Annotated in this window: 17 protein-coding genes; 14 read left to right on the top strand and 3 right to left on the bottom strand. The window is 41.9% G+C overall.

Going from position 1 to position 23,835, the window contains the following annotated elements:
- Positions 1-30: 30 nt before the first annotated feature.
- The 3 genes from AK823_RS00555 (at position 31) to AK823_RS00565 (ending at position 2,673) form a co-directional block, all read left to right on the top strand.
- Positions 31-975, top strand: a complete 945-nt coding sequence (locus AK823_RS00555; protein ID WP_068325405.1) for a uroporphyrinogen-III synthase — start codon at positions 31-33, stop codon at positions 973-975.
- A 94-nt stretch (positions 976-1,069) separates the two neighbouring features.
- On the top strand, positions 1,070-2,110 hold the full coding sequence (locus AK823_RS00560) for a hypothetical protein (protein WP_068325407.1): 1,041 nt from the start codon (positions 1,070-1,072) through the stop codon (positions 2,108-2,110).
- Between the two features lie 71 nt (positions 2,111-2,181).
- Positions 2,182-2,673, top strand: coding sequence for an acyl-CoA thioesterase (locus tag AK823_RS00565; RefSeq protein ID WP_082785584.1), 492 nt, complete (start codon positions 2,182-2,184; stop codon positions 2,671-2,673).
- 156 nt (positions 2,674-2,829) lie between these two features.
- Here the strand turns inward: AK823_RS00565 and ribBA are convergent, their stop codons facing one another.
- Both ribBA and AK823_RS00575 read right to left on the bottom strand, forming a co-directional pair.
- Positions 2,830-3,942: a bifunctional 3,4-dihydroxy-2-butanone-4-phosphate synthase/GTP cyclohydrolase II gene (ribBA, locus tag AK823_RS00570; protein ID WP_068325409.1), complete on the bottom strand. Its 1,113-nt coding sequence runs from the start codon at positions 3,940-3,942 to the stop codon at positions 2,830-2,832.
- A 328-nt stretch (positions 3,943-4,270) separates the two neighbouring features.
- A complete protein-coding gene (locus tag AK823_RS00575) occupies positions 4,271-5,560 on the bottom strand; it encodes a replication-associated recombination protein A (RefSeq protein WP_068325410.1) in 1,290 nt (429 codons plus the stop codon).
- Positions 5,561-5,952: 392 nt separating this feature from the next.
- Between AK823_RS00575 and AK823_RS00580 the strand changes: the two genes are divergently transcribed.
- Positions 5,953-6,486, top strand: a complete 534-nt coding sequence (locus AK823_RS00580) for a type IV secretion protein Rhs (protein ID WP_068325412.1) — start codon at positions 5,953-5,955, stop codon at positions 6,484-6,486.
- Between the two features lie 115 nt (positions 6,487-6,601).
- Positions 6,602-7,558: a hypothetical protein gene (locus AK823_RS00585; RefSeq protein ID WP_149031829.1), complete on the top strand. Its 957-nt coding sequence runs from the start codon at positions 6,602-6,604 to the stop codon at positions 7,556-7,558.
- Between the two features lie 148 nt (positions 7,559-7,706).
- On the opposite strand, the gene gltA is transcribed toward AK823_RS00585, so the two are convergent.
- Positions 7,707-8,987, bottom strand: coding sequence for a citrate synthase (gene gltA, locus AK823_RS00590; protein WP_068033753.1), 1,281 nt, complete (start codon positions 8,985-8,987; stop codon positions 7,707-7,709).
- 1,041 nt (positions 8,988-10,028) lie between these two features.
- On the opposite strand from gltA, the gene sdhC reads away from it, so the two are divergent.
- From sdhC to sucD, 9 genes are all read left to right on the top strand, one after another.
- A complete protein-coding gene (gene sdhC, locus AK823_RS00595; protein WP_082785585.1) occupies positions 10,029-10,415 on the top strand; it encodes a succinate dehydrogenase, cytochrome b556 subunit in 387 nt (128 codons plus the stop codon).
- A 20-nt stretch (positions 10,416-10,435) separates the two neighbouring features.
- Positions 10,436-10,822 (top strand): succinate dehydrogenase, hydrophobic membrane anchor protein, encoded by a 387-nt coding sequence (sdhD, locus tag AK823_RS00600; RefSeq protein WP_068038841.1) that lies wholly within the window; start codon positions 10,436-10,438, stop codon positions 10,820-10,822.
- Between the two features lie 402 nt (positions 10,823-11,224).
- Positions 11,225-13,075, top strand: coding sequence for a succinate dehydrogenase flavoprotein subunit (gene sdhA / locus AK823_RS00605; RefSeq protein WP_068325418.1), 1,851 nt, complete (start codon positions 11,225-11,227; stop codon positions 13,073-13,075).
- Positions 13,076-13,254: 179 nt separating this feature from the next.
- Positions 13,255-13,965: a succinate dehydrogenase iron-sulfur subunit gene (locus AK823_RS00610; RefSeq protein ID WP_068033760.1), complete on the top strand. Its 711-nt coding sequence runs from the start codon at positions 13,255-13,257 to the stop codon at positions 13,963-13,965.
- A gap of 1,055 nt (positions 13,966-15,020) precedes the next feature.
- Positions 15,021-17,906: a 2-oxoglutarate dehydrogenase E1 component gene (locus AK823_RS00615; RefSeq protein ID WP_068325420.1), complete on the top strand. Its 2,886-nt coding sequence runs from the start codon at positions 15,021-15,023 to the stop codon at positions 17,904-17,906.
- Between the two features lie 184 nt (positions 17,907-18,090).
- Positions 18,091-19,332, top strand: coding sequence for a 2-oxoglutarate dehydrogenase complex dihydrolipoyllysine-residue succinyltransferase (gene odhB, locus AK823_RS00620; RefSeq protein WP_068325422.1), 1,242 nt, complete (start codon positions 18,091-18,093; stop codon positions 19,330-19,332).
- 264 nt (positions 19,333-19,596) lie between these two features.
- The gene (gene lpdA / locus AK823_RS00625) at positions 19,597-21,048 is read left to right on the top strand and encodes a dihydrolipoyl dehydrogenase (RefSeq protein ID WP_068033766.1); all 1,452 of its coding nucleotides are present in this window, start codon (positions 19,597-19,599) and stop codon (positions 21,046-21,048) included.
- Between the two features lie 193 nt (positions 21,049-21,241).
- Positions 21,242-22,408, top strand: a complete 1,167-nt coding sequence (gene sucC / locus AK823_RS00630; RefSeq protein WP_068033767.1) for an ADP-forming succinate--CoA ligase subunit beta — start codon at positions 21,242-21,244, stop codon at positions 22,406-22,408.
- Between the two features lie 151 nt (positions 22,409-22,559).
- Positions 22,560-23,435: a succinate--CoA ligase subunit alpha gene (gene sucD, locus AK823_RS00635; RefSeq protein ID WP_068325424.1), complete on the top strand. Its 876-nt coding sequence runs from the start codon at positions 22,560-22,562 to the stop codon at positions 23,433-23,435.
- The last annotated feature ends 400 nt before the right edge of the window (positions 23,436-23,835 follow it).

Below are 23,835 nucleotides of genomic sequence, written 5' to 3' on the forward strand. Positions count from 1 at the left end.
TTACACAATCTTTTGAGCAGTGGTAGGTCTATGTCTTGCGCATTGTCGTCTCAGTCAATTGATAATTTATCATTACCGCCAGCAGTCGTAATCAATACTCGTCCGTTAGAGCGTGCAACACCCTTAACAGAGCATTTGCAGGCTGCAGGTCTGACCGTAATCGAGATGCCAATGCTAACGCTACAATCGCGCGCGGTAAATGATACAGATATCGAGTTGATGCGTGATTGGTTAGCAGGTAGTTATGAAGCGCTCGTTATCGTCAGCCCTACTGCGGCAGCAGCAGGATTGGCAGTATGGCAAGCTCTTGAACAAACCAATAAACCATCTGATAATGGTGCGTTGTCAGAGTCAGATATGCTTAATGTTAACAAAGCACCAAGTCATTTGATTGCAGTAGGGGAAGCGACAGCTTCTGTTTTGCAAGATCCCAAACTGCCATTTAACTATCCAATATTACAACCGACTATTGCCAATAACGAAGGTATGCTAGCCATGCCGGAGATTGAGCATCTACAAGCGGGCGATAAATTTCTGATTTGGCGTGGACTGGGTGGGCGACGATTATTGGTCGATACGTTAAAGGCGCGCGGGGTACATATTGATAGTATTGCTTGGTATGAGCGTACTTTACCTACCGATGCCAGTACAAATTATAAGCAATGGCTTAAGCAGTTTATTAGGCAAAATAAAGTACAATCGCAGCAGGTTACTCAACTACAAGCTGCTAAGCCTATCGTTATTATTAGTAGTGGTACAGCATTTGAACACTGGTCAAGCGTAGTCGAGCAAGCGCAGTCAGATGCAGATTTTGCTATAGAACGTACAGTGTTACCAACATTAGCAGATTTTAATTATGTGGTATTGGGTGAGCGCTTAGCTGATATGGTAGCAGCTGAGCAAGTAAGCTATTGGCGAGTAGAAGACTTATCTCCTGCGACTATTTTGGCAGCGATTGTGCAGAATGTTCTTTAAGCAGAATTGTCTGTAAATAGAGAGTAAAACGACAAACCTACCTTATTTGCTCATTTTTAAGTGTCATTAAAACTACCAATAACGGTGCTGTCTTATGTCAACCGAATTTAAAACTTCTACAGCTGATACATTATCTGTAAATCAGCAGCGTCGGCAGGCGAATATCTTGTTATTACGTTTGCAATGGTTGTTTATCTTATTATTAGTCATTGCCTTAGTTTGGCTATATGTTGCTCAGCAACGTTTTCAAAACCAAATCAATGAACGTCTGCAAAGTAATGAGCATGTAGTCAGCCGTCTAAATGAGATGGACGACCGTTTATTTTCAATCAGTCAACAGAGCCTACCAGAGCCAAATACAGCCGTCAGTAATCAAGCTCAAAATCAGCTCAATTTATTGCGTATTCAAATGCAGGTAGCAGACAGACTACTCGCTGATAATAATTATAAGGCATCAATTGAATTGCTACGTGGTTTACTATGGCAACTGTCACAAGATAATAATGAGATATCGCCAGCGTTGACAATTGTCATTAAAGAAAGCTTGACCAAAGATATTGAGCGTTTACAAGCGCAAAGCTCACAGCCTAGTCCATGGCAATTACAAAACTTGGCCATTCAAAACATTCAAGATTTTTTGCACAGTTACGATCGCAAAATTAGTCGTAATGATATTAGTTATCCTGATAGTAACCGCAATAATAATACAAAGACATCTTCTGATACTACTACTGGTTCAGCGCGTACGGCTACTAACAAAGTACATAATAATAGTGCTCCATTAAACCGTCAGCAGTTAACTATTCATGAAGTCATCATGACTCTGAATCTAGCTATTCAAGCCAGCAATATGCGTGAGCAAGATCAGCTGATTGTATGTTTAAGCCAAGCGCGTGAGCAGTTACAAACGTTGGTTAAAAACACTTCCAGTACTCAGAAAAATAATGCTAGTAAAACAGCACAGTCCTCTGCTACAGACACCGACCAAATTAATAAAGGTCAACAAAGTCCAACGGCTACGGAAGCGCCAGAGAACATCACAGAGGTAATTGTTTGGCTTGATAAACTGATTGCTGATGCGCCCAAGCCTAAGCCTTTATTGACTACTCAGATTTTGGATAAGCCTAAGCGTTAAGTTATATTAGATTGATAGATGTTTGGGCATTTTAGATTCTGATATATTAAAAATACAGATTAAGGTGGTTTATGAACAACGCTAGTCATGAAATAAGATTAACAGCTGACATACCAGACGATAGCTATCCTGCTGAATTGGCAAATTATCCAGTAATACATACTCAGCCCATACATTGGGGTGAGATGGATGCCTTTAATCATTTAAATAATGTGGTGTTTTATCGTTATGCTGAGTCAGCGCGCATCGCTTATTTGCAGACCTTAGGTATGTTTGATGGCAGTATGGTCACTGTGCTGGCCCAGTCTAGCTGTCAATATTTACGTCCAGTCGTATACCCTGATACTCTATTACTGGGCGTGCGCTGTCAACGCTTGGGCGCGACCAGTATCGTCATAGAATATAGTTATTATAGCTGTGCGCAGCAAGCCGTAGTCGCTACTGCTGAGGCAGTGATAGTACGACTAGAGAGTGATGGCAAAACTAAGTTGCCATGGACAATCGAGGAGCGTGCGCGTTTGTTAGTGCTTGAACAAAAAGTAGCTCACACCCCTAAGTTATAATATGCGTCATTGAGCTGAAGCTAAACGATAAAAGAGTTAAATAATAAAAAGGCACGCTAATCAGATTAGCGTGCCTTTTTTGAATAATCTTTTTGAGCGATTTTTTAATTGTTTATCACAATGGTTTTAGCAAATTAACTTAAGCTGGTTAGTCGTTTAATCTTGCTTTGGTGCATGAATAAAATCGATGACATTTAGCTCAAAGCCTGATAGCGCATAGAACTTCATTGGCGATGATAAAAGGCGCATATCGCGTACACCTAGGTGGCGTAAAATCTGCGCGCCAACACCAATACTGCGATAAGGCTGCTGGGCGATAGTTGAGAGCGACTGGTTTTCAGAGGCTTTATCTAACGCATCTCCCAAGTCGATTGGTTGATGGCTACCAATCCAAACCAAGACACCACGTTCTGAAGCACTGATTTCTTCTAGAGCTGATTGTACGCTCCAACCACTGCGTCCTGTGGTATCGTTTTTAGCCGCAAATAAATCACGTAGCGGATGGAAGCCATGTACACGTACGGTACTAATGCCTTCGCTAACATTGCCTTTTACCAAGGCTATATGAGTCTCATCAGCACCAAACTCGCGGAAACGATGCAGAGTGAAAGTACCATATTCAGTCTCAAACGGATGCGATTCAATCTCTTCTACCGTTTGCTCATTAGCGATGCGATAGTTGATAAGGTCAGCAATGGTGCCGATTTTGATATCATGTTCTTTGGCGAATATCTCAAGGTCATCACGGCGCGCCATCGTACCATCGGCATTGATAATCTCTACAATAACGGCTGCAGGCTCAAGTCCTGCTAGGCGTGCTAAATCACAGCCAGCTTCGGTATGTCCGGCACGGTGTAATACGCCACCATTTTGTGCCATGATTGGGAAGATATGCCCAGGTTGAACGATATCTTCTGGTTTTGCCGCTGATGAGACTGCTGCTTGGATGGTGCGTGCACGATCCGCTGCAGAAATACCAGTAGTAACGCCTTCAGCAGCTTCAATAGAAACAGTAAAGTTGGTACTGAATTTTGCTTCGTTACGATCTGACATGAGTGGCAATGCAAGCTGTTGGCAACGCGCTTGTGACAAGGTTAAGCATACCAAGCCGCGGGCATGGGTAATCATAAAGTTAATGTCTTCAGGACGGACATGCGTGGCCGCCATGATGATATCACCTTCGTTTTCGCGATCTTCATCATCCATCAAAATGACCATTTTACCGGCGCGAATGTCTTCAATAATTTCAGGAATCGTATTTAAACTCATAAGAAGTCTCAATGATTTATTATTTATAGATATGTAGGGGTATAAAATTTTATCAGCCCATTGTAGCAGATAGGCTAAAGGGCTGTAATTGTCGTAAGTTGCTAACAGTCATTGGTTAAGATTTAATGATCATCTAAACTTTGTTGCTTTTGGCGCATTGTTGCTGTTGGTATATTGTCACTTTCAGCATATTTTAAAGGTTTTTTTGCCATGGCGTACGGTTTCATCGTTAGACCAGAGTGTTTAATTAGTTAATTCCTGCTATTTAGCGCTAGCCATTTAAAAAAAATAATCTGAAGCATAACAAGGGATGTAACGAAAGCTTTCTTTAGTTATTGCTAGCGGCTTGGCTTTTGAGCCAGTCCATAAACTGCTTACTATGTTGTTCGCGTTGGTTATCTGCAAACTCATAAAAACGTGTACCCACCAGATTATCAGGCAAATAAGTCTGCGGATAATAATGATTGGGATAGTTGTGCGGATAAGCGTAGCCTTTGCCATAACCTTGTTCACGCATAAGCTTGGTCACCCCATTACGGAGATGGAGCGGTACAGGTGAAGCATCTTTTTCTGCCAGCGCCATCGCAGCATTAATAGCATTGTAGGTGCTATTGCTCTTAGCACTGGTCGCCAGATAAACCACTACTTGCCCTAGGATGATTCGCGCTTCCGGCATACCGATTGATTGCACACTGCGTAAAGCAGCATCAGCAAGTAATAAGGCATTAGGATTGGCATTGCCGATATCTTCGCTGGCCAAAATGACTAAGCGCCGAGCAATAAAGTCAGCAGGCTCACCGCCAACTAGCATTCGCGCCATCCAGTATAAAGCGGCATCAGGATCAGAGCCGCGTACGGACTTTATCAGCGCTGAGACAATATCGTAATGCTGCTCGCCATCTTTATCGTAGCGCACTAATGCTGTTTGAGCGACTCGGCCAACCAGCTCATCATTAATAATAATCGGCGACTGCTTTGGGTCAGCGGTTTGTACTGCAAGCTCTAACAGGTTTAATGCTTTACGTGCATCGCCATGCGCTAACTGGCTAATAAAATCCTGTGCTTGCAAGTCAATAGATAGCGATTTTAATACCGTGTCTGCCGTAATAGCACGCGTTAGTACGGTCGCGATTTGCTCTGCGATGAGTGGTTCTAAGCGATATACTTGGCAGCGTGAGAGTAGGGCATTATTGACACTAAATGAAGGGTTTTCTGTAGTGGCCCCAATCAAGGTAATATCACCGGATTCGACAGCGCCCAATAATGCATCTTGTTGTGCTTTATTAAAGCGATGAATCTCATCGATAAAAACCACTGGTGATTCAAAGCTTAAAGAGTCCTTGCTGTCTAACACCTCACGTAACTGCTTTACGCCAGTATTAAGTGCTGAGAGTGCATGAAAAGGTCGCCCAACTGCATCAGCTAATAGCATGGCAATAGTAGTTTTACCAATACCTGCCTCCCCATGCAAGATAATCGAAGGCAGATGATTCTGTTCGACCAAGCGCCGTAGAGGTGCACCCTCCGCTAATAAGTGCGCTTGACCGATGATATCGTCAAGGGAATTGGGGCGCATGCGCTGGGCAAGTGGCGTATCAGCATGAAAGTTAGGGGCCATAAGACTCTCTATGTTTTTGTATTGAACCTCATATAAATCCGCTACAGTAGCAACTGTGCTTACTGTACGATATGAGTTATCTATGCACAGCTCTTCTTTACATCATAAGATAGTAACCATGATAGTAATATCGAAATTATATGAAATCAGACAAATGATAATTTAAGTAAATTTTTTAGTAGTTATTATCAGTAATTTTTTAATAAATATTATTAAAAAGTCACTGATAATTAAAGCAAAGGTTAGGGCACTTTTGGTTCAAAAAAGCCATACAAGTGTACAACTTATGTCCTTTGCACTTTTATTTTATGGTCATAGGCTTTATTTATAGCCTATTAATCCATCTATTAGCTGTCAGTGCTAAACATTAACCATGGAGATATTCATCGCCTATGACACATTCCGTAAAGCAGTTATTGAGTCAAAGCCTGCGTTTATCAAGTCGTTTTGCCAAGCAATCACGTAAGCTTAGTGCAGGTGAGATCATGTTAGCGCGTTCAGTCTTTGGCGGTGGTATCGATCTTGAGGCAGTGCGGTTAAAAACGGCTTGGTGGGTACTCAAAAATTACGCAGTCAGCCCTAATGGAAATATATATTTTCATCCGGAGGACTGGATAGCAGACTTTAGCAATGCCACTCTTAGTAAGCAAAGCTGGCTAATTCATGAGCTTACTCACGTTTGGCAATTGCAGCAAGGTTTAAAAGTGATTCGCGGCGCCCTTGTTGATCGTCGCTATGATTATGACTTAGAGCTGGGTAAGCCATTTTTTAAATACGGTATTGAGCAGCAAGCACGCATGGTGCAGGATTATTTCGTCCGCCATCAGCTTGGTCAAGACTGTCAAGATCTAGAAGCCTGTATTCCTTTTTTGACGGTAGGCTCTAACGCGGAGACTAAGCGTACTAATAAACCATTCACAGTTTAACCTTCAACTAAGGTCTCATAACCGCTATTATAAAATATAATTAAATTAATATTAACCATAAGAATTAACAACAAATTCTATCTGCTATATTAGCTTTTAACAAAGGAATTGTGCCGTGATTTTTACTTTTTGGAACTCAAAGCTTGATACCGTTCGACCAAAAAACCCTAGTCATCAGGGTGCTACTGTTCATTTATGGCGAACACCTAATTTAATAGTAGCGATACTTGCAGGAACATTGATGCTGGCAGGTTGTCAGCAACAGTCAGAAACTACGGAATCTGACAATGACAGTCAAACAAGCACACAAATTGATGCTGAAAATGCTAAGCCTGCGCCATTGAGTGATTCAGCTGAAGCGCGTATCGAGCAGTTTCAGCCTTTGTACGTCGTCCAGATGCAAGGTCTACAACGACGTTTGCAAGCAGAGTTTGAGGCACTACAAGCAGCTGATGCTTCTGATAGCGATAATGCCTTGTTGCTTGATAGTGCATCTGAGCCAGTCGATGATACGACTAATACTAATAGCCCCGATTCTACAGTTAGCGCCACTGCTGACCCTATAACCAATGATGCAGATATTGAAGCTACTAACGAGGTAGCTACGAATGATGCCGAAGTTGAGATAAATACTAGTACTGAAGTGGGGGAGCGTGATCTAGAGGTACTAAAGCGTATTAGCCTTGAGCCGCGCAGACCTGAAGTATTAACTGAAGAAGAAATTATCGAACGTTATCAACAAGCGATGCAAGCGCTTTATGAGCCAGCGACTACCGCGCTTAGTGCTCAAGATACAGACACTTTACTAAATATCGCTACTCTAGTGCCGCAGTTATTTGAACATGCAGAGATTGCTGAGAGAGTAAGTGTAAAGAGCCCCGCACTAGCACGCTTAATCATCCAGCATCAAGTATGGCAGCAGATAGAAGCTCAACAAGCGCTCGATATGCAGCAAATGAAATTAAAGCAACAGCAAGAATTTGAAGTTCTAATGACGAAGTTTAATGACACTATCAAAGACTATGATGAGCAAATCGCTAAATACGAGCAGACTTTACAAGAGTTTCAGTAACCGCTTCTGTAATCCTCTTGAATGGCTTCTTTTTTCAATACGTACTTTTCTGATAATTGCTTATAAGCGCTCAAACTATTCATTTAAACGACAATAAAAAATCCCGCACAATGGCGGGATTTTTTATTGTTTTAATATCTAATTAAACTTACTTACGGTCTTCAACTTTAACGAAATCGCGATGCGTTTCACCAGTATATAGCTGACGTGGACGACCGATTTTGAACGGTGCGCTATGCATCTCTAACCAATGGCTGATCCAACCAGAGGTACGAGCTAGCGAGAAAATAACGGTAAACATTGACGTTGGGATACCAATGGCTTTTAAGATAATGCCAGAGTAAAAGTCAACGTTTGGATATAGGTTACGCTCAACGAAGAACGGGTCTTCTAGAGCAATCTTTTCAAGTGCCATTGCAAGCTCAAGCTTAGGATCATTGATACCTAGGGCACCTAATACTTCGTCACAAGTCTCTTTCATGACTTGGGCACGTGGATCAAAGTTTTTATAGACACGGTGACCAAAGCCCATTAGCTTCACTTCACGGCTCTTCACTTTTTCCATAAATGCAGGTACGTTTTCAACTGAACCGATTTCATCAAGCATCTCAAGGACAGCTTCGTTAGCGCCACCATGTGATGGCCCCCATAGCGCAGCGATACCAGCAGCGATACAAGCATAAGGGTTAGCGCCAGTAGAACCAGCCAAACGTACCGTAGACGTTGAAGCGTTCTGCTCATGATCAGCATGTAAAGTAAAGATCTTGTCCATTGCTTTGGCAATCACAGGGTTTACTTTATAGTCAACGTCAGCAGGGGTTGCAAACATCATATATAAGAAGTTTTCTGCATAATTAAAGTCGTTACGTGGATACATGAACGGTTCGCCTTGTGAGTATTTATAACTCATCGCAGCAAGCGTTGGCATTTTAGCAATCAGACGGATAGCAGTGATTTCACGATGATTCTCATCACTGATATCTAATTTATCATGGTAAAACGCTGATAAAGCACCAACGACACCAACCATAATTGCCATTGGATGCGCATCACGGCGGAAGCCTTCAAAGAACTTACGCAGTTGATCATGAACACCTGAATGCTTACGGATTTTTTCAAAAAAGTCTGCTTTTTGCTCAGCAGTAGGTAGATCACCATGAACAAGAGCATAAGCAACTTCTAAATACTCAGCATTGTTCGCTAACTGATCGATAGGATAGCCGCGATGTAATAACTCGCCTTTACCACCATCGATAAAAGTAATCTTTGACTCGACAGGAGCAGTAACTTTAAAACCGGGATCATAAGACCAATAACCAGATTCTTGTAAAGCGGCAACGTCGATAACCGGGCGCCCTAAAGTGCCTTTAATAATTGGAAGTTGGTATTCCTTACCATCTACTGTTAGGGTGGCGTTGTTATCAGCCATAATTTCATCTCCATTGGTTTTAGCTTGTTAGAGTAAAAGTACTAACGACACATAACTTCGTGTCGTCACATGAACAAATACGGATTCAACTAATTTCAGATTCTGGCTATGTTACCAGTAATTCGGCACAATTAGAAAAGACTTTTGACAGCCATTCCCCCAATTTACGTGGTTTCAGGGTATTTCTATCGGGTAATTTTTGTATCAAAATATGTCTGCTTGCTTATTTATAGTAAATTAAGTGTTTTTAGCAGAGTAACATGATGACTATTATCATGATATAAAATGACTCTTTTTAATTGTTTAGTTATACTAAATTTTATATTAATACGGTTGAAAACAGACAGTGCATACCTAGTAGAGTAAAACCATAAAAGCTACTATCAATAAAAGAGTAGTAGGTTTACGACAATTCTATTACAGATAATTGACTTTATGTTAAGACAGCCACGATATTCACTATTTAAGGGATAAATTTGTAATTGTTGGCTAGCCATTTTATAATGGCGTGATTTGACTGATGCTAACTTTGTTTTAGTAAATGCTCGCTAGCGTATGTTGGTTCATTAAATGCTTAACCGAATGCTTTTTGTTAAAGTTAATATGTTAATTTGCAAGCATAACAATAGTTTATGACTTGAATGCTGTCGTTGTTTGTTCTATTTTTAGATTGACTATGATTCAGTTCATTTTAGAAAAGATGACCGAGTAGCGTTATCTTTTTTGCCTTAAAGAACTAATTAAAAATAGACCAGTTAACTGTACAGCCAACTATTATATTAATGGTAGATAAACAAAACAACAGATCGCTTCAATGACAGCATAGCCTTGTTATTCATTTATGTTTTATCGTCAGTGAATAACTAATAAGTGCTCACGATAATGAGTAGGTGCAGCATAAACAGTTAATTGTTAACTTCTTAATTAGCACAGTCAGCTAGCTCTTCCTTACTTTATTCGTCTCATGTGTTGCTGGATGTTTAGTAGGATCAATTCCTACTTAGCGTTGTTAGTAGACACAGGAGTATAACCGCAAAAAGGATGCCCGCTGTGAAAAGCAACCGACCTATTGATCTGCCTTTGAGCCAAGTGATTAGCGTTAATCGCTCACCGATTGCGATAGCTTCAATTTTACATCGTATATCTGGCATTATTCTATTTCTATTAATTCCTGTCATGCTTTGGTTATTACAGACCTCTTTGGCCTCGCCTGAGAGCTTTGAAACCGTGTTTGATAACGTCTTTATTCGCTTCTTAGCATGGATATTTGTTGCCGCAATTGCTTATCATTTTGTGATGGGTATGAAGCACTTATTTGCTGATATGGGCATGAATGAGGAGCTGAAATCTGGCCGTATTGCCTCTATGGTCAGTTTTGTGATTGCAGCGATTCTAATTGTCGCGTCATTTGTATGGGTGATGTTCTAATGATAAAAAATGATTCAGGAATCAAAAGCGCCACCGGTCTGACAGGTTCAGGCTCACGTGACTGGATTGTCCAGCGTATTAGTGCTGTCGTATTGGCAGTCTATAGTGTTGTATTACTGGGCTTCTTTTTGACACATGGTAATGTGACCTTTATTGAGTGGTCAGACTTTATGACCAGCTTACCAATGCGTCTATTCAGTTTAGTCGCTGTACTGGCGCTTGCTGGCCATGCTTGGGTCGGTATGTGGACAGTATTTACCGATTACATTACGTCTGGCAAGATGGGTGAAAGCGCTCCAAGACTACGTATGGTATTACAAACCTTAATGATTATCGCCATTTTAGTTTATCTATTCTGGGGTATTATGATTTTTTGGGGTAATGGCTTCGGTGTCGTTGCTGTTTAACTATTGAAGACATCTCGTTTTCAGACCCTACAATGACGGACTGCTCAGTCAGTTTTAATGGCCTCTAAAGTCTTTAAGAGCAGTCAGTCAGTAGCCATATTAGATTCATCATGTTGGATAGTGTGCACAAACATTGTCAGCTTAGCGCATTCATAATGGTAGGATGCACTATATAATGTATCAAGCGCCGATACGAAGGAAGCTTATTAAAAGCTACGTAGAGTCTCAAGCTTAATATAATGATGAATATGCAAATTTTAGTAAGTGGTTGAAGGTTGTCTCAAAGATATTAGCGCTTCTGTTGAGCTTATTCTATTGAACATATAAGGATACTCAAATAATTGAACGTGATGTCTGATAGACACTCCTTGTATTTACTTCACAAGCATTAGGAAAACCGTAATGGCAACAAGACAAGACAATACTATTAGCAACATTAAGACCCTGAACTACGACGCAGTCATCGTTGGCGGTGGCGGTTCAGGCATGCGTGCTTCACTACATTTGGCTGAAGCGGGCATGAAGGTTGCAGTGCTTACCAAAGTATTCCCAACGCGTTCGCATACTGTTGCGGCACAGGGCGGTATCGGTGCAAGCTTAGGTAATATGAGCAATGATAACTGGCACTTTCACTTTTATGACACCGTTAAAGGGTCAGATTGGTTAGGTGATCAAGACGCTATTGAATATATGTGCCGTGAAGCGCCAAAAGTTGTTTATGAGCTTGAGCACATGGGCATGCCGTTCGATCGTAACGAAGATGGTACGATTTATCAGCGTCCATTTGGCGGTCATACGTCAAACTATGGCGAAAAAGCCGTTCAACGTGCTTGCGCTGCAGCTGACCGTACAGGTCATGCATTACTACATACGCTATATCAGAAAAACCTAGAGCAAGGCACTGAGTTTTTTATTGAGTGGATTGCCCTTGATTTGATCAAAGACGAAGCTGGCAACATCAACGGTGTTGTAGCGCTTGAGCAAGAAACAGGTACGGTTGCGGTATTCCAGTCACCAATCACTGTCCTAGCGACAGGTGGTGCTGGTCGTATCTTTGCTGCCTCTACCAACGCTTATATCAATACTGGTGACGGTATTGGTATGGCAGTCCGGGCAGGTATTCCATTGCAAGATATGGAATTCTGGCAGTTCCACCCGACGGGCGTTCATGGTGCAGGCGTACTGTTGACCGAAGGTTGCCGCGGTGAAGGGGCTATCTTACGTAATAAAGACGGTGAAGCCTTTATGGAGCGTTATGCGCCAACCGTGAAAGACTTAGCACCTCGTGATCTAGTATCGCGCTCTATGGACCAAGAGATTAAAGAAGGTCGTGGTTGTGGTCCTAATGCGGATCATATCGTAATGGATATGACCCATTTGGGTGTTGAAACCATCATGAAGCGCTTACCATCAGTATTTGAGATTGGTAAAAACTTTGCGAACGTTGATATCACTAAAGAGCCAATTCCAGTTATCCCAACCATTCACTATATGATGGGCGGTATTCCGACTACTATTCATGGTCAAGTCATTGTACCGGATTTAGAAGCGGGTACTGACGAAGACGGCCTATATGCAAAAGGCAACGTGGTTAAAGGTCTATATGCTATCGGTGAATGTGCTTGCGTTAGTGTTCACGGTGCCAACCGTTTAGGTACTAACTCACTGCTTGATTTATTGGTTTTTGGTCGCGCAGCAGGTAAACATATCGTTGATGAATATCATCATGCTGATCATAACTACAAGCCGCTTGACCCTCATGTATTAGATTTCACGGTACGTCGTTTGGATAAATTGCAGCAGTCTACAGAAGGCTACAATGCGCAAGACGTGGCGGATGAGATTCGTGCGACTATGCAAACGCATGCGAGCGTCTTCCGTACGCAAGCGATGATGGATGAAGGCGTTGAAAAGATTTTAGCGCTAGGTGAAAAGATTGATCAAATTCATTTGGGTGATAAATCACAAGTGTTTAATACTGCCCGTATTGAAGCATTCGAAGTTGCCAATCTATATGAAGTAGCGAAAGCGACGATGATATCAGCAGCTAAGCGTCACGAAAGCCGCGGTGCTCATAGTGTGTCTGATTATGATCGTCCAGAAGACGATGACTATGCACCAAATGGCCGTAATGATCACGATTGGATGAAACATACCTTATGGTATTCTGAAGATAACCGTATCATTTATAAGCCAGTTCGCAAAGTTCCATTGACTGTCGATTATGTCGAGCCAAAAGTTCGCGTTTATTAATTCTGTATTACACGCTGTTTGTGTATGAATAGGATTAACGTTTTATCCCTTATTAATTTATTAAAAAGGTGACCGCCAGCTACAAGCTTATGCCAGTGCTATGATTGAGATTAAACATTAGCACTGGCATGTTGCAACCTTTGTATGCCCGCCATCACCTACGTGTGGAGTTTAGCATTATGAGCCGAGGTACTCGCACCATCGAAATCTATCGCTACGATCCTGATCAGGACGCAGCGCCACGCATGCAAACTTATACGATTGAGCTACTAGACTCAGATCGTATGTTGCTTGACGTATTATTACGCCTAAAAAAGGAAGATGAGACCATTACCTTCCGTCGCTCATGCCGTGAAGGCATCTGTGGCTCTGACGGCGTAAATATCAATGGTAAAAACGGCCTAGCATGTTTGATCAACATGAATACGTTGCCTGAAAAAGTGACCGTTCGCCCATTACCAGGTTTGCCAGTGGTTCGTGATTTGGTTGTTGATATGAACCAATTTTACGAGCAGTATGAAAAAGTACATCCGTACTTAATCAATGAGCAGCCAGCGCCACCAACTGAGCGTTTACAGTCACCTGAACAGCGTGAAAAGATGAATGGTCTTTATGAATGCATCTTATGTGCTTGTTGTTCAACCAGCTGCCCATCATTTTGGTGGAACCCTGATAAGTTCTTAGGTCCAGCAGCACTACTTAATGCTAACCGTTTTGTAGTTGATAGCCGTGATACAGATACGCAAGCGCGTTTGGCTCGTTTGGATGATCCGTTCAGCCTATTCCGCTGCCGTGGAATCATGAACTGTGTATCAGTTTGTCCAAAAGGTCTGAATCCCACTAAAGCAATCGGTAATCTACGTAATATGTTGCTTGATCAAGCCGGTTAAATAAGTCGATTAACAACAAGTTTGTTTAAATATCCAATACTAAAACACCGTCTGAATATCAGGCGGTGTTTTTAATTGCTTGTTATTTTTTAGAGTAGATAATAAAAGTGATGAGTCGGATTTTGGCAGTCATGCAACTTATCTGTAACCAATATCTTGTTCAATGTAAGTCTATGCGTACAGTGCGTTGGTAGCGTGTAAGAGTTCGGAGCTTAGCATCTGTTTACCTGTACAATTTACCTCTATAAGCAAAGCATTTGTAAACTAGTCTGGTGTTAACTTCGCTTGCTGTAGAATGGTACTGTTTTTCAACGATACTATTTTTAAAATAAAGCCAGTATATGACAACTTGTGATAAATATTCGGCTCTAAAAATGCTATCATAGTCACTGTAAGTGTTATTCAAAATCAGACCTATCGCAATGCGTTCATTATGGGCGAAGATTATTATTTCACTCTGAACAAGTGGATAATTTTTGCTGAATGATAATTAATATTTATTACGTAAATACATAGTATTGAACAAACAAACTATGTCAGGTAATTGATGCATGTTACCCTATATAGCAGTGTATGCTTGGCGTAAAAGCAGGTGATAATGTTTAGTAGTGAGTATTTTCGGCAGTAGTTAACTGAGATAAACCAATAAATACTCAGATTATTATCAATAAAATTAGATTAATAATGCGCAGTAAAATTTCGTTTGATTAATCTAATGGTTATAGATGAAACCATTATATATAAATTAAATTTGTGAAACGAGGCAAGAAACAAGACCGAACGTTCACAAATATTTGTAATAGTGGTATCACGGTAATAATGAGGGTTAAAGTTACTTGTTGCTATCTATTCCAGACAGTTATAAAAAGTAAATTTTGGGCTTGATATTGTAGTTGGTCATACATATCTACCCCATCAAGTAATAGCATGTAAAAGCGCTCCTTGATAAACAGTACTTAACGATATATGTCAGTTTTTCTAAAAGCCTAGCATATGACAGATTACACAACAATAAGCACAATTCCATTCATTTATCTATCAAATAGACGATTATTATGAATAGTATAACTAAAGAAGCAGCCGGTGTAGAACATACTGAACTTGCCGCTGACAATGCCCATTATATCGAATCTCTTTATGAGCAGTTTTTAAGCGATCCGAGTAGTGTCGATAACGATTGGCAAGATTATTTTAAACAATACCAGTCTCCTAACGATGCCAAGCACAACGAGATTAAAGATCAGTTCTTACTGCTTGCACGAAATCAAACCGCTAATAAAGGTGGCGCTGCCCCTGATAGCTCACCTACGAGCACATCAGCAGACTGTGCTGATCCTAAACAGATGGGTGTTCAGCAGCTGATTTCAGCGTATCGCCGCCGTGGTCATCGCCGTGCGCAGCTTGATCCTTTAGGTTTGCACCCGCGTGCTGAAGTAGAGGATTTAACCCTTGCTTATCATGGCTTATCAGAAGCTGATCTTGATACTATATATCCTACCAGCGATATTAGTATTAGCAAATCAGAAGCGCCATTGCGTGAGATCATTGAAATCATGGAACGCGTCTACTGCCGTTATATTGGCGTAGAGTACATGCATGTTACCACCAGTACTGAAAAACGCTGGATGGAAAAATATCTTGAGACAAACTTAGGTTACATCAAATTCGATAAAGAAAAGCGCTTATCTATTCTTGAGCGTTTGACTGCGGCTGAAGGTTTAGAGAAATATTTAGCGCGTAAATATACGGGTGTAAAGCGTTTCGGCTTAGAAGGTGGCGAGAGCTTTATTCCTGCTGTTAATGAAATCATTCAACGTGCTGGCAGTTATGGTACTAAAGAGATGGTTATCGGCATGGCACACCGTGGACGTCTTAACTTATTAGTGAACGTTCTAGGCAAAAACCCAGCTGATCTATTTGATGAGTTTGATGGTAAAGTGCAGCCAGAAAAAGGTTCAGGCGACGTAAAATATCATAATGGTTATTCATCCAACGTGATGACACCAGGTGGTGAGGCGCATTTAGCGTTGGCCTTTAACCCATCGCATCTTGAAATCGTAGCCCCAGTATTGCAAGGTTCTGTCCGCGCGCGTCAAGTACGTCGTAATGATCAAGCCCGTCATAACAACAAAGATGGCAACTCAGTATTGCCAATCGTTGTTCATGGTGATGCCGCATTCGCAGGTCAGGGCGTCGTGCAAGAGACTTTCCAGATGTCACAAACGCGTGCTTATACCACGGGTGGCACACTACATATCGTTATCAATAACCAAGTTGGTTTCACTACCAGTCGCCAAGAAGATTTGCGCTCGACAGAGTATTGTACCGATGTGGCAAAAATGGTGCACGCACCTATCTTACACGTGAATGGTGATGATCCTGAGTCAGTAATCTTTGCCGCTCAGCTAGCACTTGATTACCGTCATGAGTTTGACAAAGATATCATTATTGATCTCTTCTGCTATCGCCGTAACGGTCATAATGAAGCCGATGAGCCGTCAGCGACTCAGCCACTGATGTATGCGGTTATCAAGAAGCTACCAACGACTCGTGCTATTTATGCGCAGCAGCTTATTAAAGATGGTGTCATTAGCGACGAAGAAGCTACAAACTATGAAGATGCGTACCGTGAGTCACTAGATCGTGGCGATTATGTGGTGAACTCTTTAGTTAGTGATCCTGATGAAGCGCTATTTGTAGATTGGAAACCTTATCTAGGTCATGATTTGGTTGATGACTGGGATACCAGTGTCGATATAGAAAAGCTAAAACAATATGGTCGCCGTATGGCTGAGATGCCAGAAGGCTACAAACTGCAACGCCAAGTTCAAAAAGTCGTTGACCAACGTTTAGCTATGCAAACTGGTGAAGAGCCTCTTAACTGGGGTGCGGCAGAAACGCTTGCTTATGCCTCACTTGTCGATAATGATGAAGTGTTAGTACGTATCACCGGTGAAGACGTGGGTCGCGGTACTTTCTCACATCGTCATAGTGAAATATATAACGTCAATGACGGTAGTATGTATGTGCCACTAGCCCATATTAGTGAAAAACAAGCTCGCTTTGCGACTTATAACTCATTGCTATCAGAGGAAGCAGTATTGGCCTTTGAATATGGCTATGCGACGACTGTTCCAGATGCATTGGTCGTTTGGGAAGCACAGTTTGGTGATTTCGTTAACGGTGCGCAGGTAGTCATTGACCAGTTTATCTCTAGTGGTGAGACTAAGTGGCAGCGTGTTTGTGGTTTAACGATGCTATTACCGCATGGCTTTGAAGGTCAAGGTCCTGAGCATTCTTCAGCGCGTCTTGAACGCTTTTTACAGTTATGTGCTGAAGACAATATGCAGGTCATTACGCCAACTACGCCAGCGCAAATATATCACGCGCTCCGTCGTCAAGCGGTACGTCCAATTCGTAAGCCGCTAATCGTCATGTCACCAAAGAGCTTACTACGTCATAAGCTTGCGACTTCACAGCTTGAAGAGCTTGCCAATGGTAAGTTTGAAACGGTATTACCAGAGATCGATCAGCAAAATGCCGATCAGGTCACACGTCTAGTATTGTGTGGTGGTAAGGTTTATTACGATTTACTTGAGCAGCGTCGTGCTTTAGGGTTAGATCATGTGGCCATTGTGCGTATTGAGCAGCTCTATCCACTTCCAGAAGAACGCTTGATTGCTGAAATAGAAAAATATAGCAATTTAAAAGAAATTGTTTGGACGCAAGAAGAGCCGTTGAACCAAGGCGCTTGGTATTATTTGGCACCGCATATGTTCCGTATCGTCGTACCACATCCGACTAAAGCGAAAGTTATGGAGCCGGTAGCGCGTCCTGCTAGTGCAGCACCAGCAACAGGCTCACCAAAATTGCATGCTCAGCAGCAGCAAGCATTAATCGCTGGTGGTCTTGGCATTAGTGTCGATGAGTTGGCTGAATAAAAGCTATCAGTATAAGATAAATCAATCAGGCGATAGCAGTTAGGACTCATTACGTTATTAGATCATCAATAAGTAAGTTGTTTATAAGGGTGTATCATTATCCATGACACGCCCTTAAATGAGCACTAACTGTCTATCACGACTTAATAATAAATAGTAATATCCAAATCTAAGGAGTATATCGATGGCTGAAATTAAAGCCCCCGTTTTTCCAGAATCGGTTGCCGATGGCACAATCGTTGAATGGCACGTCACTGAAGGCCAACAAGTTAACCGTGATGACCTTTTAGCAGAAATCGAAACTGATAAAGTAGTACTAGAAGTCGTCGCGCCTGATAATGGCGTTGTGACCAAAATCGTTAAGCAAGTTGACGATACTGTACTATCTGACGAGCTTATCGGTGAGTTCGAAGCCGGTGCTAGCGCTGGTACAGCCCCAGCCGTAGATCCAGACCAACCTGCTGCGCCTGTGCAAGAAAAACAAGCAACTGATGGCGGCGAGCCAGTACAAGCGACTGATAAAAAAGGTGGCGCTGAAGCCGATCATAAAGATCAAAGCCCAGCAGTACGCAAAGCGGCCAAAGAGAGTGGCGTAGATCCTAAAAACGTCGAAGGCAGTGGTCGCGGAGGTCGTGTTACTAAGACTGATATGGCAAGCCCAACGCTAAAAGCTGACAGCTCTATCAAATCTGATAGCGGTCGTCCTGTAGCTGAGTCAACAGGTGAGCGTACTGAAAAACGTGTGCCAATGACTCGTCTACGTAAGCGTGTCGCTGAGCGTCTATTATCAGCGTCGCAAGATACTGCGATGCTAACCACGTTTAATGAAGTCAACATGAAGCCGTTGATGGACTTGCGTACTAAGTATAAAGATAAGTTTGAAAAGCGTCATGGTGTACGTCTAGGCTTTATGTCTTTATTCGTACGTGCAGCTACCGAAGCGCTAAAACGTTTCCCAGCAGTGAACGCCTCATTAGATGGCGATGATATCGTTTATCATGGTTTTTACGATATCGGTGTTGCTGTCTCATCAGATCGTGGCCTAGTTGTTCCTGTATTGCGTGATACTGATCGCATGAGCATGGCGGATGTTGAGAGCAAAATCCGTGAGCTTGGCGGTAAAGCACAAGAAGGCAAATTAGGTTTAGATGAGATGACTGGTGGTACATTCACTATCTCAAACGGTGGTGTATTTGGCTCACTTATGTCAACGCCTATCTTGAACCCACCGCAAACTGCTATCTTAGGTATGCATGCTATTAACGATCGCCCAATGGCAGTCAATGGTAAAGTTGAAATCCTACCGATGATGTATCTTGCGTTATCTTATGATCACCGTATGATCGATGGTAAAGAAGCGGTACAGTTCTTAGTCACTATCAAAGAATTGGTCGAAGATCCATCATTGCTCCTACTAGACTTATAAGCTTCTAAGCTTGTATCGGCAATCGCTGATACAAGCTTTTTGCTTTGGTGCGAAAGATTATAGATGCATTTTTATAAATGCTTTGCAGTCTTTAATATCCGGTTTTTAGTAATATGGATAAGCGCTATATGACACACGATGCTGAATTAGTGTATTAACTATCTATTTATCGCGTGATGTATGGCTCTTTTTTATTAAATCGTATAATGATTGCACCTATAAACAGAACTAAAATCAAAACCAAAATTAGAAAAGGAACGGACTATGAAAGACAATTATGATTTAGTCGTCATTGGCGGCGGTCCTGGTGGTTACGAAGCAGCTATCCGTGCAGGACAGCTGGGTATGAGCGTTGCTTGTATCGAAAAACGCGTTTATAAAGGCGAGCCTGCTCTTGGCGGTACTTGCTTAAACGTCGGTTGTATCCCATCAAAAGCGCTACTTGACAGCTCGCATCGCTATGAAGCTACTAAGCATGATCTTGATGAGCATGGTATCAGCACAGGCGACGTATCTATCAATATCGAACAAATGATAGAACGTAAAGAAGGCATCGTTAAGCAATTGACTGGCGGTGTTGCAGCATTATTAAAAGGTAACGGCGTTGACTGGCTACAAGGCTGGGGCACGTTAGTTGATGGCAAAGGCAGCGATAAAAAAGTTAAGTTTGTCGCTCTTGAAGACGAAGCGGAAAGCACTATTACTGCTAAGAATGTGATTCTAGCGGCAGGTTCTGTGCCTATTGATATCCCAGTTGCCAAAACTGACGGTGATCGTATCGTTGATTCTACTGGCGCGCTTGATTTCACTGAAGTGCCTAAGCGTTTAGGCGTTATTGGTGCAGGTGTAATCGGTCTTGAGCTTGGTTCTGTCTGGCGTCGTTTGGGTTCAGAAGTTGTGGTATACGAAGCACTACCTGAATTTTTAGCAGCTGCTGATAAAGACATCGCTAAAGAATCGCGTAAGATGTTGAAGAAGCAAGGCCTTGATATCCGTGTTGATACCAAAGTAACCAATGCTGAAGTACAAGGTGACGAAGTTGTAGTTACCAGTGAAAACAAAGGCGAATCAAGCGAGGAGCGCTTTGATAAGCTAATCGTCTGTGTTGGTCGCCGTGCTTATTCTGAAAAACTACTTGGTGAAGACAGCGGTATTACCTTGACTGAACGTGGTCTTATTGACGTGAATGATCAATGTAAAACCAATCTCGATGGCGTATACGCAATCGGTGATTTAGTCCGTGGTCCTATGCTTGCGCATAAAGCAATGGAAGAGGGCATGATGGCTGTTGAGCGTATCCATGGCGAAAAAGCTCAAGTTAACTATGATACCATTATCAATGTTATCTACACGCATCCAGAAATCGCGTGGGTTGGTTTGACTGAACAAGAAGCGACTGAAGCGGGTTATGAAGTCAAAACTGGATCATTTAACCTAGCTGCTAACGGCCGTGCGCTTGCACAAAGTGAAGCGCAAGGCTCTATCAAAGTCGTTGCTGATGCAAAAACAGATCGTCTATTAGGTATGCATGCTATCTCAGCTGGTGCTGGTGATATCGTCCATCAGGGTATGATTGCGATGGAATTTGTCTCTAGTATTGAAGACTTGCAGCTAATGACGTTCGCGCATCCAACGATTTCAGAAGCAGTGCATGAAGCTGCTCTATCTGCAGATGGCCGTGCCATTCACGCGATTCAGCGTAAAAAGCGTAAGTAGCTTTTGAAATTAAGATATTCAAAATTAAGATAATCAAAGTTAAGACAATTTAAGTAAATAACAAGTTTAACCGGATGGCGCGACCGCATTCATTATTGAGATAGCGGTCGTGACCATCATAAGTGCTCAGATATATTTTTCTAAGCACTTATTTTCACTTTTTATTAATTGTAAAAAATAAAGGATACAATCAATGAATTTACATGAGTATCAAGCAAAAGAGCTACTAAAAAGCTATGGTTTGCCAATTCAAGAAGGCATCATTGCCTATAGTGGCGAAGAAGCTGCTGCCGCTTTTGACAAGACGCCAACTGATATCGCTGTTATCAAAGCACAAGTACATGCTGGTGGCCGTGGTAAAGCTGGTGGTGTTAAGCTAGTTAAGACTCGTGAAGAAGCTAAGCAAGTCACTGATGAGCTTATCGGTACCAATCTAGTGACGTTCCAAACTGACGCTGATGGTCAACCAGTCAACTTTGTATTGGTTGCAGAAGATATGTATCCAGTACAAACTGAGCTATATCTTGGTGCTGTCGTCGACCGTTCTACTCGTCGCGTAACCTTCATGGCATCAACCGAAGGTGGTGTTGATATCGAAGAAGTGGCTAACGAGACGCCAGAAAAAATCTTTAAAGTAAGCGTAGATCCATTAGTAGGTCTCATGCCTTACCAAGCACGTGATGTCGCATTCAAGTTAGGTCTTGAAGGCAAGCAGATCAATCAGTTTGTAAAAATCATGACTGGTGCTTATCAAGCATTTATCGAAAACGACTTTGCTTTACTTGAAGTTAACCCGCTAGCTGTTCGTGAAAACGGCGAGATCGTTTGTGTTGATGGCAAAATCGGTATTGATTCAAACGCTTTATATCGTTTACCAAAAATTGCAGCTCTACAAGATAAGACTCAAGAAAATGAGCGTGAGCTAAAAGCCGCTGAGTTTGACCTAAACTATGTTGCCCTAGAAGGCAATATCGGTTGTATGGTAAACGGTGCCGGTCTTGCAATGGCTACGATGGACATCATCAAATTGTATGGCGGCAAGCCTGCTAACTTCTTAGACGTTGGCGGCGGGGCAACTAAAGATCGCGTTGTTGAAGCGTTCAAAATCATTCTAGAAGACAGCAGTGTTGAAGGCGTTTTAATCAACATCTTTGGCGGTATCGTACGTTGTGACATGATTGCAGAAGCTATTATCGCTGCGGTCAAAGAAGTTGACGTAAAAGTACCTGTTGTTGTACGCCTAGAAGGTAATAACGCTGAATTAGGCTTACAGATCCTAGAAGAGTCTGGTCTAAAACTGACTTCAGCCCAAGGCCTAGCAGACGCTGCTCAAAAAATTGTCGACGCTGTTCAAGCATAATGTATTTAAAGCACAGTTCTTTAAATATAGGTGCTTAAACATAGTAGTCAAAGCGTAGTAGCAGTTTTAGTTGATGACAAGTCGTTAACATTTAACGATATGTAAGCTAGCAAACTGCTATTACAAGACAACCGAATACAAGGAATAAACAATGAGTGTATTAATTGATAAAGATACCAAAGTATTGGTACAAGGCTTCACTGGTAAAAATGGTACGTTCCACTCTGAACAAGCCATCGAATACGGTACTAAAGTCGTCGGCGGCGTAACGCCAGGTAAAGGCGGTCAAACGCACCTAGGCCTACCAGTATTTAACACTATGCGTGAAGCTATGGAAGCTACTCAAGCTGATGCTTCAGTTATCTACGTACCAGCACCATTCGTACTAGATTCTATCGTTGAAGCAGTAGATGCAGGCGTGAAGCTGATCGTTGTGATTACTGAAGGCGTACCAACGATCGATATGCTAAAAGCTAAGCGTTATATCGAAGAAGCAGACGGCGTCCGTATGGTTGGTCCTAACTGCCCAGGCGTTATCACTCCAGGTCAGTGCAAAATCGGTATCATGCCAGGTCATATCCATCTGCCAGGTAAAGTAGGTATCATTTCACGCTCTGGTACGCTAACTTATGAAGCGGTTGCGCAGACGACTAAGCTCGGCTTTGGTCAATCAACCTGTATCGGTATCGGTGGTGATCCTATCCCTGGTATGAACCAGATTGACGCACTAAAACTGTTCCAAGATGATCCACAAACCGAAGCCATCGTATTAATCGGTGAAATCGGTGGTACTGCTGAAGAAGAAGCAGCCGCTTATATCAAAGAGCACGTGACTAAGCCAGTCGTTGGTTACATCGCTGGTGTAACGGCTCCAGAAGGCAAGCGTATGGGTCATGCTGGCGCGATCATCTCTGGTGGTCAAGGTACTGCTGAAGAGAAATTCAAAGCCTTTGAAGATGCAGGCATCGCGTATACTCGTGATCCAGCTAAAATCGGTGATAAGCTAAAAGAAGTTACTGGTTGGTAATATAGCTTTAGCTCTAATATATAAGCTTAAAGTAACATTAAAAGAAACACTCCTACATTGGGGTGTTTTTTTTGGTTGGAGAAAGTGTGTTTAGTACATCTTAAACCAAATTTAGAAAAACCTCACTCAGTATCATCATACATATATTGCTACGATAACTTGGATGGAATAGCTATTAATGGCGATAATCGGTACTTTATCCTATGTATAAGATATTTTTTACATTAAATTTTAGTATTAAATATACTTATATTCACAAATATGAATATTTCGTAGAGCTTACTAGTCAAAGCTTAAACTCGCAAAAGCAAATAAACCCACAAATAGCGTGTATCTGAGCCATTACATTAACTAGATTAACACCTTGAAAAAACTTTGCTACAACCCTACAATGAGGTGT

It is taken from the genome of Psychrobacter sp. P2G3 (assembly GCF_001593285.1).
In the GTDB taxonomy this organism is placed as follows: domain Bacteria; phylum Pseudomonadota; class Gammaproteobacteria; order Pseudomonadales; family Moraxellaceae; genus Psychrobacter.